Below are 16,803 nucleotides of genomic sequence, written 5' to 3' on the forward strand. Positions count from 1 at the left end.
GCCTTACACGTGTGACAGGACGCCGGTTAGTGCGCCCGGAGGCGGGTCCTGCCCCACCAGATGAAGGCCGCACCGCCTGCTCCCATCAGCAAGGTACCGGCTGCGATGGGAAGCAGCTCGGGACCTCCGGCGCCGGGTCCGGCGGCCGGGGTTATGCCGGCTGCCCGGGTTGCGGTGGCGGACCGGGTGATGGGCGTATTCCAGTCCGGCGCTCCGGACGCCACGGCCGGCGCCGCGGAGCCGGTGACCGCGGCGGCAGTTTCTGTGACTGCTCCCTCCGGTGCCGCGTCTTCGGTTGCATCCGTCTCGGAGGACACGGCGGCCTGCGCCGCGGTGGCCGGGGATGCAGCGGGTTGTTGGGGCCCGGCGGGTGCTTCCGCAGCGGGATTTCCCGGCTGCGCAGGGGCCTCGGCCGGAGCCTGGGTGGGGCGTTCAGCGCCGGTGGGCTCCGGCCTGCCGCCGCCCAGGACGGGCAGGCACACAAGGCCGCAGTCTTCGGCCGGGGCGTCCGTTCCCGGTGTGGTGGCAGGCGATGGTTCGGGGGAATCGGCACCTGCCGGTCCTGCCGGGAAGAGGAAGGCCATGGCCAGGACTAATGCCGCTGCGGTGGTGGACACAACGCGGAGGGCCGGGAAAGTCGGGGTCATTGCTACCTTTCGATGCGCGCAGTCCCCACCGCGGCTTTTCTGGTGTCCCCGGCAGTCTTCTACAGCCGGACCCGGGGCCGCAAATCCGCGCCCTGCCCTGGACTGTGCCCGGGCGGCCGCCCGCCTGCTGCCCGGCAGGTGTCAGTGCGCGCGGACGCGGTTCCTGCCCCACCAGGCGAACGCTCCCCCGCCGGCGCCCACCAGGAGCACTCCGGCGGCGACGGCCGGGAGGTTGGCACCGTCGGACTCCGCGCCCTGCCGGGTGACAGCGGCTGCCTGGGTGGCTTTCGCGGACCGGGTGACGGGCGTGTTCCAGTTTGAGGACGACGACGGCGTACCGCTTGAGGGGGCCGTGGCGGACGGAGTGGCTGACGCCCCGGTTTCCGTTGGTTCGGCAGCCGGCTCGGCCGGCATCAGTTCCACGGAGGCAGTGGGGGCCGCAGGGTTCGCGGCCGGCGTGGAGGGGGCTGCGGTCCGGGGCGCGGCGGGCGCCGCGGGATCGGGTGCGGCCGTTTCCGTGGGATCGTCCCCGGGCTTGGCCGTCCGGGTGGGGCGCGCTTCCGGGTCCAGGTTTCTGTGGGTTCCTGCGCACATTCCTGTCCGCAGCCGGGGGCAGTGGTGGAGGTTTCCGAGCCTGTCGGTTCGGGGGATTCTGCCAGTGCGGCGCCCCCTGTGGGCAGCGTTATCGAGAGTGCCAGGACGGCTGCGGTGGCTGTTGCCGAGGCGGCGCGGATCAGCGGAGTGGACGGGGTCATGGATACCTTTCGGTGCGCGCAGTCCCCGTCTGCGGCTTTCTGGTCTCCCAGCAGTCTTCTACAACACGCCGGAGGGCCGCAAATCCATCGAATGTGCGGCCCTCCTGCGTAAGGCGTGCTAGTCGCGGTTTTCCGGCGGCAGCGCCACCTGATTTTGCGGGCTTTTCCACGTCCCACCACGTAGCCCCTGCCGGGGATGAATTCCGGGCTGACCCGGCCCAGGGAGGTGTTCAGGAGGCTGTCGCCCTCGATGTCGCCCGGGTTGAGGAGCAGGCCCCGCCGGCCGGATTTGAACGGCTGGGCGAGTTGCCAGGCAGAGGACCAGGTGGACGTTTCGGATTCGCCCACCACCCATTGGTCAGCCTTGATGGAGGCTGTGACCAGCTGGGCGACGCCTGATTCGGCGAGCGTGTCCGTGAATTCGGTCAGCCCCTCGATGAAGATGGCCAGCCTGCCCGGGTTGCCGGAGGAATGCTCCACCAGCTCCTCCACCACTTCGGCCAGGTCGTCGGGCCCCACGACGGACCGGTTCCACAGGGGCAGCGATGCGACGGCGGAACGCCGCGATCCGAGGTAGATCAGCTCGGTATCCGGATTGGACCGGCGGAGGGCGTAGGCCAGGGTGACCAACGCCACGGTCCGGCCGGCGCCGGGAGGACCTGCCAGCAGCAGCGGCCCGCGGGCCATAACCGCCGCCGGCTCCAGGGTTTCGTCGTCGACGCCGATGACGGGCATGTCGGGACTGCCGGCCGGCAGGACGTCCAGGTCCACCTGTTCGGGGAGCCGTTCGATGCCGGGTGCGGTGTCCAGGCCCTGGCGCAGCATTGCCTCGCTGAGCTTGTGCACCTCGCGCGCCTGCAGGGCAAGGTTGGAGTTCCCGCCGAGCACGGCCAGCTGGACCTCCAGCCCGTCCAGCAGTCCGCGGCCCGGGGCGAGCCGGCATTGAGGACGTCGCGCGGCACGTCCATGGAGATGTAGTCGTCCTCGGAGGACAGGCGCAGGACCAGGCGGCGCTGGATGGAGGCAAGCAGGGACGCCGGCACCGAGTTGGGCCGGTCTCCGGTAACCACCAGGTGGATGCCCAGGGTACGGCCGTCGGTGGCCAACTGCAGGAAAATGTCCCACAGCCCGGACAGTTTGCTGTGTTCGTAGGCTTCCCGGAAGGCGGACATGCCATCCACCAGGACGAAGATCCGCTTTTCGTCGGGCCGGTTGGCCAGCCTGCGGTACTCCACGATGGTGGAGGCCCGGACTTCGGCGAAACGGGCAGAGCGCTGCTCCGCGATGTCGCGCAAAAGGCGCAGCAGCCTGCCCACGCGTTCCACGTCGTCGCCGTCGATGACTTCGCCCACATGGGGCAGTTCTTCCAGCATGCTCAGCCCGGACGAGCCGCAGTCGATGCCGTACACGTGGACGGGCCCGCCCCGCGGCGTCACCGCGGCGGCGATGGCGATCCCGCGGAGGGCGGCCGACTTTCCGGAACCGCCCGTCCCGTAGATGGCCATGTTGCCGTCCTTGTCCGGCTCGTAGAAGACCGTGGGCTGGTCCTGCCGGGCGGGGTCGTCGGCCACGCCGAGCAGCAGGCGTTCATCGGTGCGCGGGTTGGGCAGCCTGGAGAAGTCGTAGGTTTTGGCCAGTTCGTCCAGCCACGGCTTCCGCGGCGGCCGGATGCCCAGGGTGCCGGCGGCCCGGACAATGTTCGCGGTCATCCGGGCGATGTCGTTCGGCCCCGCGGGTTCGGCCACCACCGGCTTTTCCGGGGCAGGCGGTTCCCAGCTGGGTCCGGACCCGAACGCCATTTCGACGATGTCGATCTGGGGCCGCTGAGGCTTGTCGGTGGTCCAGCCGCCCGCGTAGCCGGTCTGGAAACCCTGTATCCTACCCGGTCCGGTCTTCGCTGCCCCGCGGCCGGGATCCCGGGGTCGAAGTAGGCGGCGTCGGGGACACCTAGGATGTCCGTGGCGTCGTCCTCGTCGGCCATGCGCAGGGCCACGCGGAGGTTGGTGTTGGCCCGCAGGCTGTCCTTGATCACGCCGGCGGGCCGCTGGGTGGCCAGGATGAGGTGCAGGCCGAGGGACCGTCCGCGCGCGGCAACGTCCACCACGCCGTCCACGAACTCGGGAACGTCATTGGCGAGCGCCGCGAATTCGTCGACGATGATGATGAGGTACGGCGGAGCCTCGGGGTCTGCCTCGCGCTGCAGCGCGAGCAGGTCCTTCGCCTTTTTCCGGTTGAGCAGCTGCTCCCGGTAGTGCAGTTCGGCGCGGAGGGACGTCAGGGCGCGGCGCACCAGGTGCGGCGAGAGGTCCGTGACCAGCCCCACCGTGTGCGGAAGGTTGATGCAGTCCGCGAAGGCGGCACCGCCCTTGTAGTCCACGAACAGGAAGCTGACGCGGTCCGGGCTGTAGGCGGCCGCCATGCCCATGACCCAGGACTGCAGGAACTCGGACTTGCCGGCGCCGGTGGTGCCGCCCACCAGGGCGTGCGGGCCCTCGTTCTTCAGGTCCAGGTAGAGCGGCTCGACGCCCTTGGAACCCACCAGGGCGCGGAGCGTGCCGTTGTCCTTGCGGTTGGCCACGGCGGTGGCGTGGACGGAGTTGTTCTCGGTCCAGCGTTCGGCGACGGCCTGCGGGTTGTCCAGGAAGTCCTTGCCGATCAGGGTGGCGTAGGAGACGGCCCTCGGAAGGTCGGAGTCGTCGTTGACGGGCTTGCCCACATCCACGACAGGAGCGAGCATCCTGGCCAGCTGCCCGGCGAGTTCGGCGTCCACGCTTTCGCAGCTGACAGGGTAGGTGTGCCGGCCGAGGCGGACCTGCCCGGTGGTGGTGCCGTGGTCGCCGTCCACCACCATGAAGTCGCGGCAGGCCGCCGGAAGGGCCTGGATGTCCGTGGCCACCCAGAGCACGTGGACGCCGGAGTCCGGTCCGCGCTCGGCGAGCCGGGTGAGGCGGCCCCGGTCCACGGGCGCGTCGTCCTCGACGATCACCAGCACGGACGGCAGCACCGGCGCGTCCACCTCGTGTTTGGCCGGATCCACCTCCGGCCGCAGGTCCGGGCCGGAGCGCCTGGCGGCGGCTTCCCGCGCGTCGAGCAGGTCCTCAAGGCGGGCCAGGAGCGAGGACCCTCCCGCGGACCCTGCGGCCAGGTGGTCGCCGGAGAGCGGACTGTGGCCGGAACCAACGTGGGGCAGCCACTGGAGCCAGTTCCAGCGTTCCCGCGACTGGGCGGAGGTGATTGCGGTCAGGATGACTTCCGCCGGCGAATGGAGGCCCACCAGCTGGAGCACCATGCCGCGGGCAACATCGTCCACCAGGCCGCGGGCGCCGGCGATGCCCAGGGACCCGGAGGTACGCAGCTGGGACACCACCGGGACGCCCTCGATGTCCCGGAACTGCTTCAGGCAGTCCTGGATCTCCCGCGTGTACTCGACCTCGGTGTCGTTGTTGGACGGCTCCTCCAGCTGCAGGCGCGAGGGCGCCGTCCCCATGCCGAACCTCAGTCCCAGGAACGAGGCATGCTCCGGGCGGTGGGTCCACAGCAGCGGGCCCAGTTTGTAGATGGCGTCCACGGTGTCGCTGACCGAGGGCGCCTCCTGCATCCGGACGGCGCGTTCCACCTTCTGCAGCTCGGTGATGTCCTCACGGAATGCCGCCATCGAGGCCCGGAAATGCTTGAGCCCGTCCTTGCGGAGGCGCCGGTTGCGCATCTTCTGGTCGACGTAGTGGCCCACGATGAACAGCGGCATCATCAGCATGAACACCACTGAGAGGGCGTTGCGCGTCACGGCGAAGATGACCGCGCCCATCATCAGCGGGGCGATCAGCATGATGTACGGGAAGGGCTGGTCCTCCGGGCGTTTCGGCCCGGCCGGCACCACCCGCTTGGGTTCCTCGAACCGGGGCACCACGCGCGGTGAGCGGTTGAAGTCCACCATGGGCGACGTCGGCGCTGCCGCATGGTTGTGGCCCAGCGGAACCACCGTCACGGTGGTGTCGCCCAGGGTGACGGTGTCCGAGGAGTTCAGGGTTGCGCGGGTGACGGGGAGCCCGTCCATCAGGAGCCCGTTGGCGGAGTTGGTGTCAACGATCTCCACGCCCTCGCCCACGGTGATGCGGGCGTGGCGTTTGGAGGTCAGGGGGTCCGTGAGCCGGATGTCCACGTCCCGGTCCCTGCCGATGTAGCTGGTGCCGGTGGGCAGCGGGAATTCCCGTCCGACGTCGGGCCCTGACAGCACGCGCAGGGTCGCCGCGGCGGGGCCGCGGCTGGTTCCGGGTTCGTGGAACTGTTCGCTGACCTGGGCCAGCGAAACGACGGAGCCGGGGCGCAGGCCGGATTCGAGGAGGTTGTCCGTGCGGGTCAGGACATTGCCGCTGATCCCGGCGCCCACGAATGCCTCGTCGATGCGCAGGGACAGGTTGTCCGGCGCGGGGGATGCCCTTGCGCTCCGGGTCCGCGGCCCACAGCACGGCGGCGATGTCCGCCACGGTGGCGAGGCCGTCCACGGTGACGGCAAGGTCCTTGGCCTCGGCCGGCTCGCGGCGGAGGGTCAGCCGGATCCTCATCCTTCGTCCACGCCCCTCATCTTCTCCAGGAGGTAGAGGTCGTCAGGCGTCACGAGGTGCGAGGTCACGGCATGCTCCACCAGCCGGGCGCGGCGGTTGGTGGCGAGCTTGCCGCCGCCGCCGCGCAGCCCCGCCACGCCCACGCGGTCAAGTTTGTCGCACACGTTGTCCAGCTTCCGGTTGAAACGCGTCAGTGCCCAGCCCAGGGTCTTGGCTGCCGCGGCCGACGACGGGATGGCGCTGAAGCCCGTGCCTTCCCGGCGGAGCATGGGTTCGGCGAGCGCCACGATGAGGGCCTTCTGGGAATCGGTGAACACCACCGGCCCGATGGTGGTGTCGCCGCTGACGCCGCCCTCGCGCGCCTCCTGGCGGAAGGACGGGGTCTTCAGGTGCACGGCGAACTCGTAGGTGGTGGGTCCGGCTGTGAAGATGATGTTGGTATGGCTGAACACCAGCGGGATCCTGGCCCGGGCGAAAGCCAAGCCTGCATGCCGCCGGAGGCATCCGCGACCGTGGCGGACAGCATGCTGCCCACGTTGCTCAGCCACCAGATGCCGTCGTAGCGGGCCACCTGCAGGAACTGCCGGTGCAGGTACGGGTTATCGTCGACTTCCAAATCGCCTTCGCGGCCGATGTTGAAAACGTCCTCGTCCGACGGTTCGTACCATTCCCCACAGAAATCTATTGCTAGATCCCCCATGTTCCGTGTCTCCTTCCGGGCAGTCCCCGCGTGAACAGGATCGCCGGTCCGTTGTGCCGGGTCATTTGTTGATGCAGGCGATGGAGTCATCCTCCAGCGGGGAGAATGCCCCGTCGCTGCGGACGATCATCACCTGGAGGCAGGTGGGCACGGCAGGGTTGAGCGCCACCTGGACAGTGGTCCCCGTGGTGGCCTGGTACTCGCTGCTCTCCCCCACCGCGTAGACACGCCACTTGTACGTGTCGCCGTCCTTGGGCTGCGGGTTCTCCCAGGTGAACGTTGCTTTCCCTTCGGCGTCCACAACTCCCTTGAGGCCCGCGACATCCGGCACGGTGCCGTTGTCCAGGGCGTCCGCCGGCGGCTTGCTGGCCTGCTGGGTCTCGGCCGCCCGGGGCGTTTCCGGGGCGGCGTTGGCCACCACCAGGCCCACGACGGCGGCCAGGGCAAGCAGGGTGCCGCCGGAAATGGCCAGCCAGAGGTTGCGCCTGCCGTGGTCGGGAGCCTGTGCCGCTGTAGGGTCGTCCGCTTCGGGCGGCGGCGTGGTCCCCCGCTGGATAGTGGCGTCGGCTGCACCCGTGTAGCCGGCCTCCGCAGCATGGGCGGGCGGGGCTGCCGGGCCGGTGTGGCCCTGGTTGCCGCGCAGGACCGTGGCCTGCGCCCAGTCCTGCGGGCCGCCGTCGGGCGCTGCGGCGGTGCCTGTCCCGGCACCGGAGCGAGTCCCGGCGTCGGTGGAAAACTGCTGCCGGGCAGCGGTGGCGGCAGAATCGGGGGGCCGGTCCGGCGGAAGCGGGCTGGGGCCGGGTGCGTGCCGGGAAGGTGGGCGCGCTGCCCGTCCGTTCCGGGTCGATGGCGGCGATGCTGCGGACCCGCGTCTCCTCGACGCCTTCGTCCGGGTGGCTGTCCTCGTGGTGCGGCTCCTCGAGTACCTCGAAGGGAGTCACGGACAGGTTCAGCTCGGCCTGGATGCGCTGCAGGGCCAGGGCGAACGCGTGTGCGGACGAGTAGCGGGACTGTGGCGACTTGGCCATGGCCGTGGCGAGGGCAAGCTCCAGCGATTCCGGAACATCGGCCCGGCCAAGGCGGGGCAGGGGTGTGTTGCTGATCCTGTTGATCAGTTCCCGCTGGGAGTTGTCCGCCCCGGGCAGCACGAAGGGCGACCGGCCGGCCAGGAGCGTGTACAGCGTGGCGCCCAGGGCCCAGACGTCCACCATCACCCCGTCCACGCTGCCGTCCCTGAACTGCTCCGGCGGGGACCACGGGATGGACATGCCCGAATCGTCGTCGGAATCCCCGGCCAGGGTGCCCAGATGCCGAAGTCGGTGAGCGCGGGCCGGTTGTAGTCCGTCACCAGGATATTGGCGGGCTTGATGTCGCGGTGCGCGATGCCGGCGCGGTGGGCTGTCTCGACGGCGGATGCCACCTGGATGCCGACGGCCAGGACCTCGTCCACGCTGAACCGCTGCCGGCGGTAGCGGACGTCCAGGCTGGGCCGGGAGCAATACTCCATGGCCAGGTAGGAGTGCCCGTCATCGGTCACTTCCGCCTCGAAGATGGTGACGATGTAGGGGTGCGAGGACAGCTGGGCCATCAGGTTGGCCTCGGACTCGAAGCGGCGGCGCGCGCCTTCGGTCTTCAGGTCCGAGACGAGCACCTTGACGGCGACCTTCCGGCGGGGCCGGTCCTGCTCGTAGAGGTAGACGTCGGAAAACCCGCCGGAGCCGAGCAGGCTGATGTACGTGAACCCCGGGATGCGGGGCGGCGGCGCTACAGGCCGTTTGGAACTCAAGGAATCTCCTCAAAACGCAACGAGATGTTGTCGCCGAGCTCGGCGATGTCGCCGTCCAGCAGGATGGCCATCTCGTTCTGGGCAAGGCGCCGCGGCGGCTGGCCCTCCCGGACCAGGACGGTGCCGTTGGTCGCCTTCAGGTCGCAGAGCATGACGTGCCAGCCCTCCAGGCGGACCTCCACGTGGGAACGGGAGATGTCGCCGCCGGGGCTTGCCACCTGCACCAGGCGGGGCATGACGCCGCCCTGCACCCGGGACACCGACGGCTGGCGGCCGATCACCAGGGACTGGTCCAGGTCCAGCAGTTCGCCCGTGGACATCCGGACCCGGCCCAGCCGGGGACGCGCCACCTGCACGGCATCCGGCAGCAGCACCGCACCGCAGGCCGAGCACCGGGCGCGGGTGGGCGGATTCGCGTGGCCGTGGCCGCACACCCGGGCCAGCACCATGGGACCGTCCGGCTCCTTACCCTCGGCCTCCTCCACCGGCATGGCCGGCGCAGGCCTGGACGCCGTGCCGGCGAGGCTGCTCTTCATGACTGTCTGGCCGTCGTGGTCGCCGTCGAAGCCGGCCCCGGCGGCTTGCGGGGCATCCCCGGCCGGTGCAGGTGCGGGCGATGGCGGGACTGCCCCGAAAACGGGCTCCGGCGTCGGCGCCGCAGCAGAACCGGCCTCCGGGGTCCGCCACGGTACGGAGTCGATCAGGACGCCGCCTGGGACAGGATGAACCGGGACGGGAGGAACCTGGACAGGAATAACCGGGACGGGAGGAACAGGGGCGGGCTGGACAGTTGCAGGCTGGGGTGGAGCAGGCTCCGCAGGGTCAGTCCCGGCGGTTTCCAAGGAAGGACGGCCGGCGGCCGGCTCCAGAGCAGGGGCAGGGGCGGGTCCGTTCCCGGCGTGTTCCTCCTCCGGGTCCTCCCGCACGGCGGCATCCTCGATGTTCCGCACCACGGTGCGCTCCCACAGATGGTCGTAGGAACTGGTGTGGTCGGTGGCAGGCGCGGACGCCGGTATTCCCGCTGGTTCCTGGCCGGAGTCGGGCCCTTCCAGGGGGTCCGACTCATCGTCAATCACGCCAAGGACCGTTTCCGAGGACACCCCCTGGTCCGGAAGGATTGTCACATCGGGATCGACGGGGTCAGGATCGACGTGGTCAAGATTGACGGGCTCAGGGTCGACGGGGTCAAGGTTGATGGGTTCAGGGTTGATGGACCCAGTGTCAGCCGGTTCAGGGTCAGCCTGCTCAGGGTCGACGGCGGCCGGGGCGGGTTCGTCAGTGACAACCGGCTCGGCGGCTACCGGCTCAGTGGCGGCAGGTTCTTCAACAACCGGCTCACTGGCGGCAGATTCTTCGACAACCGGTTCGGCGGCGGCGGGCGCGGGAACATCCTCGATAATCTGCCGCACATCCGCGTTGCCGTCCGGGTCCACCACAAGGGCCGCCGCGGAGGTCCCGGTGGCGAGGGCCGGCTGGTCCGCCCCCAGCCCCAGGCTCAGCGACTGCAGCAGGACCACACCTTCGCGCAGCGGGAGTTCAGGCAGGCCGGCGGCCCCGGCACCGGGAATGGTGAGGGTGCCCGGTCCCGGCAGCGCGAAGCGGCGCTCGGTCCAGGTGGTGACATCGCGCCCGTCGAGTTCCACCGGCCCCTGCGGCTGGCTGACGGTAAGGTCCAGCCCGCCGCGGAGGAAAACCCGCAGGGACCCGTTGAAGTCCAGGATCCCGAACGAGGGGATGCTGGCCAGCGACCCGCCCGAGCTGCTGGTGACGGCGTGGAGCACTTCGTGGACCTCGGGACCGTCCGCCAGCAGGTTCCAGAGGGCACCGGCGAGGGCAGGCGGGGTGTCCGGGCCCAGGAGGACAGCGGTGCCGGAACGGACAACGCCGAACCAGGAACCCGGGATGTAGCTAGTGCCGGCCATCGTGGCGTTCCCCTCCTTCATTCGCGTCCTGTCCTTCACCGGTGTTTGTGGCAGGCGCGGTATTCGGGGCCGGCGCGGTGTCCGTCCGGGGTGCCTGGTCCCGCGGGAGTGTCACTTCGTCCTCTGCCGCGGTGTCGTGCCGGGGCGCGGTGGTGGCGGCGCCGGCGTCGTTCAGGACGTTCCGGGCGTCCACCACGATCACCGTGACGTTGTCCCGGCCGCCGTTGCGCAGGGCTGCCTGGATGAGGGCATCAACAGCATCCTGGGGCTGGCCCACGGTGCTGAGGATACGGAAGATGTGTTCGTCGCCCAGTTCGGAGGTGAGCCCGTCAGAGCAGACGAGGACCCGGTCCCCCTCCTCGACAGGAAGGAGCCAGTAGTCGGCCTCGGTCTCGTCGCCTGTGCCCAGGGCGCGGGTGACCACGTGGCGGCGCGGGTGGACAGTGGCCTGCTGGGGCGTGATCTCCCCCGCGTCCACCAGTTCCTGGACCTCAGAGTGGTCGACGCTGATCTGCTCGAAGCGGCCCTGGCTCAGCCTGTATGTGCGTGAGTCCCCGATGTTCATCACCAGCCAGTACGGCACGCCCATCTGCTCCACGATGACGGCACCTGTCAGGGTGGTGCCGGCACGGGCGCCGGTGGCTTCGCGGATGGAGAGGTCGGCGTGGACCAGGTATTGCTGGAGGACCGCGGCAGTGGCCGTCCGCTCGCCGGTGGTCAGCTGGGGCATGGCGGCCAGGGCACGCACGCAGATGCCGCTGGCGATCTCGCCGGCTTCATGGCCGCCCATTCCGTCCGCCACGGCGAAAACGGGGTCGGAGGCGATGTAGGAATCCTCGTTCAGCTCCCTGCGGAGTCCCCGGTCCGTCCCGTAACCGACGGTTAGGGCAAGGCCCTGTCCCGGTTGCATGGTTGAGGAATCGCTGGCGGGCTGTTGGTTCATGCCTGTCCTAGGTAAAAGGTTCGGTCTCCAAAATGGACGCTGGAGCCGGGGGTAACAAAGCTGGGGACGCCCGGCACCAGTGCCGTGCGGTGTCCGTCGGGGGTGGTCACGGCGCTGCCGTTCGTTGAATTCCGGTCCGTCACCCAGATCCCGGCTCCGTCCGTGAGCAGGTGCAGGTGTGTCTTGGAAATGGAGCGGCCGGGGTCGTCGACGGCGAGCAGCTGGGCGTGCTGTTCCCCCGCCTGGCCCACGGGGTTGCGGCCCACCAGGACGCTGCGGTCCAGCTGGAAGTCACGGCCGTCGTCGAGCCGGATCCGAAGGACCGCCACGGGCGCGGGGCCGGAGGCGCCGGGGCGCACCTGGGTGCGTTCGACGTCGTCGTCGAGGGAGGGCGGCACCTGGCCCTGGGCGGGCGGCGCGAAGGATGCCGGGGTGGTGTACGGCATGGTCTGCGAGGGCAGCGTCTGGAAAGGCGGAGCCTGGGCCGGCGTCGGAGTTTGTGGAGCCACAGTTTGCGGAGGCGGAGCCTGTGCCGGCAGCGTCTGCGGAGGCAGTCCCGGACCGGAATCGCGCTGGGCCTGCAGCGGCGCCTGCGCACTGATGATCTTGGGGGTCGCGGCACCCGCAACCGGGGAAAGCACCGGCTGCACGGGCGGCAGGTCCAGCGGCGCGAAACTGTAGGGGCCCTGGATGCCGCCCGTGGTGATGGGGTCGCGGCCTGCCTTCACGTCAAAGGCAAGTGTCTTGGCCGCGGCGTCATGCCAGCCCCGCAGCCCGCCGTTCTTGTCCCAGCTGTTCGAGACCACCACTGTCACGGCCCAGCCGGCGCCCGCAAGCAGCAGCGGCCCGAGGATGAAGAGGGCAGCGCCGAACCATTGGAAGACCACCACCAGGATGGCCGCGAGGACCGCCAGGAGGATGCCCGCCCCAGTGATGAGGCCGCGCAGGAAGACAGCACCCGCACCGGGTGCGTAGCCGTCGTTATCAGCGCTGCGGATGCCCATCAGCAGGTTTCCCGGCGTTTTCCCGGTCCGGGCCTCCAGGCCCATGACGACCAGCAGGTAGGCCAGGGTCAGCGCCAGCCCGATGCCGCCGAACAACACCAGCGACGCCGTGTCGTAGGTGATGAAGCCGCCGCTGCGGGTACGGGTGATGCCGGCGAAACCGACGGCGAACGTCACCACCAGGACGACCAGCGGCGGGAGCCAGTCGATGACGGCGGCGCCAAGCCGCTTGCCCGCCGTGGCAGGAACCAGCTGAAGGTTTGTTGCCATTCCCGTTCCTCCCCCTGGAGCGGCCCCCACCTGCCCGGTGGAACCGCCGGCGCTCCCCAGCCCCGTGCCCGCGATGCCCGCGGCCTGTTGTGCCGGGGGCGTTTGTACTACCGGGATAGTACCGGGAATCGCCGGCACATGCGCGGCGGGCAGCCCGGTCCTGGGTCGATGGCCCCGCTGGAACCGTTGGCCCCTCCATGGTCCTGGTTGTGGAGGCTGCGCGCCGCACGGTTGGGAAGGGGCGCCCCGCAGGCGGTGCAGAACGCCGCCCCGGTGCGGACTGTTTGCTGGCAGCGCGGGCAACGCACGGGATCGGAGGTCACTGCTGCTTGGGTCCTTGTGTTGGAGGGATGTCTGTCGGGGACGGGCCTGTTGGGGGTGCTGCGGTGTCAGGCTGGTCCGGTCCGTTGCCGGCGGCGGACGGGCGGCGCGCCGGCAGCTTCAGGGCGGGCAGTGCCAGCCGGGTGCCGCGCAGGCTCAGGACAGTCCGGGCGTCAGCGAGGAGCGACCGCGGCGAGAACCGCGCCTGCTGCCGGCGCCAGAATCCAACGGTGGCAGTCATTTCCTTCAGCGAGCCGTCCACGATGGTCCAGTCATTCCCGGACTTCTTCCTCCGTGGGCTGGCCCGCACCGAAGATCGAGGCGTCCGCGCGCCGTGCGAGCATGGCAGTGGTCCCCTTGCTCGCCGGGAACGCCTCGGCGAGCACGGCCGCGCTCTCGCGGCGGGTGGAGCGGGTATCGACGGCGGCGCCCATGTCGGTGGCAAGGCTCACCACCTCGCTCCATCCTCCGCCCACCCGCTGGGCGGGGTGGCCGTCGCGGAAGCGCGCTTTCCGCCGTCGTGATTTCAGCAGGGCGATCAGCAGCAGCGGCAGCGCCAGGATGGACAGCGGAATCAGGGCAACGCCAAGCGCTCCCAGGAGGGCGCCCCAGAACAGCCACGGGTTGTTCTTCTTCTGGTCGGCGTCCAGGGCGTCGGGCGAGGAGTCCGGCGGCAGGTCGGCCGGCTCCTGCGGCGGGGGTGGCGGCTGCAGGACCTGCGGCTTGGGCTTGGACTTGTTCTCCGGGTCCGGCGGAATGGGAACGTTGTCCTTGGGCGGAGTGGGATCGAAGCTGACCCAGCCCACGCGTTCAAAGGCCACTTCCACCCAGGCGTGGACGTTCTTGCCGGTGATCTTGACTTCGCCGGCGCCGTTTTCCGGGCTGGTGGGATCCGGGTAGAAGCCCATCACCACGCGGGACGGAATGCCCAGGTGGCGGAGCATCAGGGACATGGCAACGGCGTACTGCTCATCGTCGCCGAGCATCTGCTTGGCGGTCAGCAGGTTCCGGATCCGGGCCGAACCGTGGCCCGAGACGCTGGGCAGCTGCCCTTCGCTGACCAGGCCGTTGCTGAAGGCACCGGTCTTCTGGAAGTGGGCTTCGATCTGGCGGACCCGGTCGATGGCCGTGGGCGCGTCCGCGGACAGGTCGTTCGCCTGGGACGCGACCACCGGGGGGACCTCGAGGGCGTCGGGCATGGACATTTTGGCGAAGTCGTACTGCGTCAGCTGCCCGTGTTCCAGTTTGACGGGGTCGGACACCTGGACACTGTAGGAATCGCCCCGGGTCAGGCCGTTGGTGGTGACTGCGGTGTCCGTGCCGGAGTTGAAGTACAGTCCGGACGCGGCCGCCGAGGCGCCCTCGTCGAAGCTCAGGCCGGTGGTTTTCCGGCCGCCGGGGACAAAGAAGCCCTGGTAGTCCTCGATGGTGATGTCGATCGCGTAGTCCCTGGTGGGAACGGTGCCGGAGGTGTCCGCAAGGGTGTTGATGGACTCGGTGTCGCCCACCTTGCTGAAGTTGCCGGAGCCGTTGGGATCCATGGTGTAGTTGGTGCCGTTGAAGGCGTCCAGGGCACCCAGACGCACCCTGCCGTCGCGCGGCAGGCCCTTGACCACGAAGAGCGTGTCGTCCTTCTTGTCCTTGACGTAGGTCCGGAAGCTTGCCAGCGGCGTGATGTAGTCCTTGGGGTCGAACGGCGGCACCACAACGTTGCGGAGCACTTTCCGTTCATTGCCGGCGGATACCAGCGGCGCGGACAGGGCGGTGACGGCGACGCTGACGGCGATGACGCCAGAGGCCATGCCCAGCCGGCGGATCCTGGCGCGACGGGTGGCGGAGGAATCGGCCTGCGGGTTGTTGACCGCAACCCTGCGGGTGCTGTTCCGCCGCAGGGCGTCCCGCCGGAAGGTTGCCCAGGCGATGCCGAAGACCGTGAGGCCGATGCCGCGCTCGAGGGTGAGGAAGGCGGCGTTGGTGCTGAACGCGATGCCGGTGACGAAGAGGACCAGGACGGGCAGGAGCGGGAAGTAGGGGCTCCGCGCCCGCCAGGTCAGGACCGCAGCCACGAGGGCGGTGATCAGCGAACTGAGGAAGGGGACGATGAGCACCCCGCCGGCAGTTCCCACCGGAACGCCGACCGTGAGCATGTCTTTCCAGGCGAAAACGATGCCCAACAGCAGGATCCGCAGCGAATCCAGGGTGGGAACGAATCCGGCGATGGCGGAGTCGGGGACGGCCAGCAGCGTACCGAAGATGAGGTACGCCCCAAGGGCCAGGGCCGTGGTGATCAGCAGCCCGAGCCGCAGGTGTGCGTTGGCAGCGCCGATGGCCAGGCCCAGGACGATGCCGCCAAAGCCCGACAGCAGGTAGTAGGGGTCGCCGCCGAAGCTGAGCCCGAAACCGAGCAGGCCCAGCCCGAGCAGGACGGTGAGGGCGCCGGCGTCGAGCACGAAATGCCAGCGGGGCTGGCCGTCGGCGAAGGCGGACTCCTGCCGGGTGGGCGCCGCCGCGCGGCGGGATGTCCTGCGGGGCCCGTGGGTTGGAGAGGTCCTGCCCGGTGCGGAGCTCATGCTGCCGCCTTTCTCAGCACGATGGCAAGGTCGGCCAGGTCGCCAAGCGTCAGCACGGTCAGGTCCGCGATGTTGGCCCTGCTGGGAGCGGCGCCTGCTTCCACCCGGACGGCGAGGCTGCGCACGCCGGGCGGAACGGATACGGCGGCGGAGCGGAGCTGCGTGGCGGTCACGTTGCTGCCCACCACGAAGAACGTCACGGAGGCATTGGGCACGGTGTCGGCGAGGGTCCTGGCGAGGTCGACGGCGGTGCGGCGCATGGGTGCGCCCACGATCCTGGTCATGTCGTCCAGCATGTTGCGGCCCGTTTCGCAGCGGAGGGGGCCTTTTTGGGTGATGATGTCCAGCTCCCGCTGTTCCCGGATGGCCTGGCGGCCGATGGAGGCGGCCGCGGAGATAGCCATTTCGAACTCGGTTTCGGAGGCGTATTCGTCCGTGTTGATGGACAGCGAGATGGCGAGGTGGGCCCGCCTGGTCTCTTCGAACTGGCGCACCATGAGCTTGTTGGTACGGGCCGTGGTCTTCCAGTGGATGTGCCGCCGGTCATCCCCGGGCACGTAGTCGCGCAGGGCATGGAAGGACACATCCGCGCTGGACAGGTCGGTGGTGGGCATGCCCTCGAGGTCGCGGATGAAGCCTGCGGCGGAACCGGCCAGGGCAACCGTGCGCGGATGGACGAAGAGGTCCTCCGGTTCTGTCCACAGGACCTGGCGGCGCAGCAGGTGCAGGGGTCCGCCCGGACCGACCGCACGGGCCCGACGACGATCACGGCGCGTCGGGCGGTGGGGATGGTGAACAGGTCCTCATGGACCTGCCCGGGCTTCATCCGGGGCAGGTGGAACACGGCGGTGGCATTGCCCACGGGCAGTTCCAGAGCAGCCGGCAGCAGGGGGCGGGCGGAGGTGTTGGACACCGCGATGCTGCCCACGGCGCTGTCCCCTACTGCCACGCGGGTGCGCGCGAGGTCCAGCACAACCCCGTAGGACGAGCGGCCAAGGATGAAGCCGACGGCAACCACGAACATGACGAACGCCGCGATGGCCGCCGCCTTGGCCTCCTGCCAGCCGAAGGCCTGCCCGGTCACCCACAGCAGGACAGCGGCGGCCAGCACGGACCAGCCCAGGATGCTGACCACCGAGAGGACCGGCCAGGCGTATTTCAGCCAGACGCCGCGTGCCGTCCGCCAGGCCGGGGCAAGGGCCAATGCGGCCGTGCTGCTGGCCTCAGCCCAGACGGCGGAGGGGTGGAGGCGGGCGTTCCTGGCGAAGGGTTGCTTCAGACGCTCCGCGAGCCGGATCAACGGGGTGCCGCTGGACATATGTG

8 protein-coding genes and 4 pseudogenes are annotated in these 16,803 nt (G+C 69.8%); all 12 read right to left on the reverse strand.

Translation table 11 applies throughout. The features are described 5' to 3' along the window. Positions 1-26: 26 nt before the first annotated feature. Positions 27-647: a hypothetical protein gene (locus ACPEE0_RS13200; protein WP_424574617.1), complete on the reverse strand. Its 621-nt coding sequence runs from the start codon at positions 645-647 to the stop codon at positions 27-29. 141 nt (positions 648-788) lie between these two features. Beyond that, positions 789-1,241, reverse strand: coding sequence for a hypothetical protein (locus tag ACPEE0_RS13205; RefSeq protein WP_424574618.1), 453 nt, complete (start codon positions 1,239-1,241; stop codon positions 789-791). Between the two features lie 279 nt (positions 1,242-1,520). Further along, a pseudogene (locus ACPEE0_RS13210) lies at positions 1,521-5,964 on the reverse strand (FtsK/SpoIIIE domain-containing protein). Beyond that, positions 5,961-6,664 (reverse strand): annotated as a pseudogene (locus ACPEE0_RS13215) (hypothetical protein). The pseudogenes ACPEE0_RS13210 and ACPEE0_RS13215 overlap by 4 nt, the downstream one beginning before the upstream one ends. 61 nt (positions 6,665-6,725) lie before the next feature. Further along, on the reverse strand, positions 6,726-7,094 hold the full coding sequence (locus tag ACPEE0_RS13220) for a hypothetical protein (RefSeq protein ID WP_424574619.1): 369 nt from the start codon (positions 7,092-7,094) through the stop codon (positions 6,726-6,728). Positions 7,095-7,874: 780 nt separating this feature from the next. After that, entirely contained in the window at positions 7,875-8,450 is a 576-nt protein-coding gene (locus tag ACPEE0_RS13225; protein WP_424574620.1) for a serine/threonine-protein kinase, read from the reverse strand. Beyond that, entirely contained in the window at positions 8,447-10,372 is a 1,926-nt protein-coding gene (locus ACPEE0_RS13230) for an FHA domain-containing protein (protein WP_424574621.1), read from the reverse strand. Before ACPEE0_RS13230 ends, ACPEE0_RS13225 begins: the two co-directional genes overlap by 4 nt. Next, positions 10,359-11,315 (reverse strand): PP2C family protein-serine/threonine phosphatase, encoded by a 957-nt coding sequence (locus ACPEE0_RS13235; protein ID WP_424574622.1) that lies wholly within the window; start codon positions 11,313-11,315, stop codon positions 10,359-10,361. The genes ACPEE0_RS13230 and ACPEE0_RS13235 overlap by 14 nt, the downstream gene beginning before the upstream one ends. Then, positions 11,312-12,589, reverse strand: coding sequence for an RDD family protein (locus tag ACPEE0_RS13240; RefSeq protein ID WP_424574623.1), 1,278 nt, complete (start codon positions 12,587-12,589; stop codon positions 11,312-11,314). The genes ACPEE0_RS13235 and ACPEE0_RS13240 overlap by 4 nt, the downstream gene beginning before the upstream one ends. A gap of 107 nt (positions 12,590-12,696) precedes the next feature. Beyond that, positions 12,697-12,912: a zinc-ribbon domain-containing protein gene (locus tag ACPEE0_RS13245; protein ID WP_424574624.1), complete on the reverse strand. Its 216-nt coding sequence runs from the start codon at positions 12,910-12,912 to the stop codon at positions 12,697-12,699. Further along, positions 12,909-15,480: pseudogene (locus tag ACPEE0_RS13250) on the reverse strand (transglutaminase domain-containing protein). Before ACPEE0_RS13250 ends, ACPEE0_RS13245 begins: the two are co-directional and overlap by 4 nt. Continuing rightward, positions 15,477-16,798 (reverse strand): annotated as a pseudogene (locus tag ACPEE0_RS13255) (DUF58 domain-containing protein). Before ACPEE0_RS13255 ends, ACPEE0_RS13250 begins: the two co-directional pseudogenes overlap by 4 nt. Between the last annotated feature and the right edge of the window lie 5 nt (positions 16,799-16,803).

Origin of the sequence: Arthrobacter sp. SD76 (assembly GCF_049726125.1) — a bacterium.
Lineage (GTDB): Bacteria > Actinomycetota > Actinomycetes > Actinomycetales > Micrococcaceae > Arthrobacter > Arthrobacter nitrophenolicus.

Coding starts and splice junctions, on each gene's coding strand:
- ACPEE0_RS13200 (WP_424574617.1), bottom strand. CDS start 647: ATGACCCCGACTTTCCCGGCCCTCCGCGTTGTGTCCACCACCGCAGCG.
- ACPEE0_RS13205 (WP_424574618.1), bottom strand. CDS start 1,241: ATGTGCGCAGGAACCCACAGAAACCTGGACCCGGAAGCGCGCCCCACC.
- ACPEE0_RS13230 (WP_424574621.1), bottom strand. CDS start 10,372: ATGGCCGGCACTAGCTACATCCCGGGTTCCTGGTTCGGCGTTGTCCGT.
- ACPEE0_RS13235 (WP_424574622.1), bottom strand. CDS start 11,315: ATGAACCAACAGCCCGCCAGCGATTCCTCAACCATGCAACCGGGACAG.
- ACPEE0_RS13240 (WP_424574623.1), bottom strand. CDS start 12,589: ATGGCAACAAACCTTCAGCTGGTTCCTGCCACGGCGGGCAAGCGGCTT.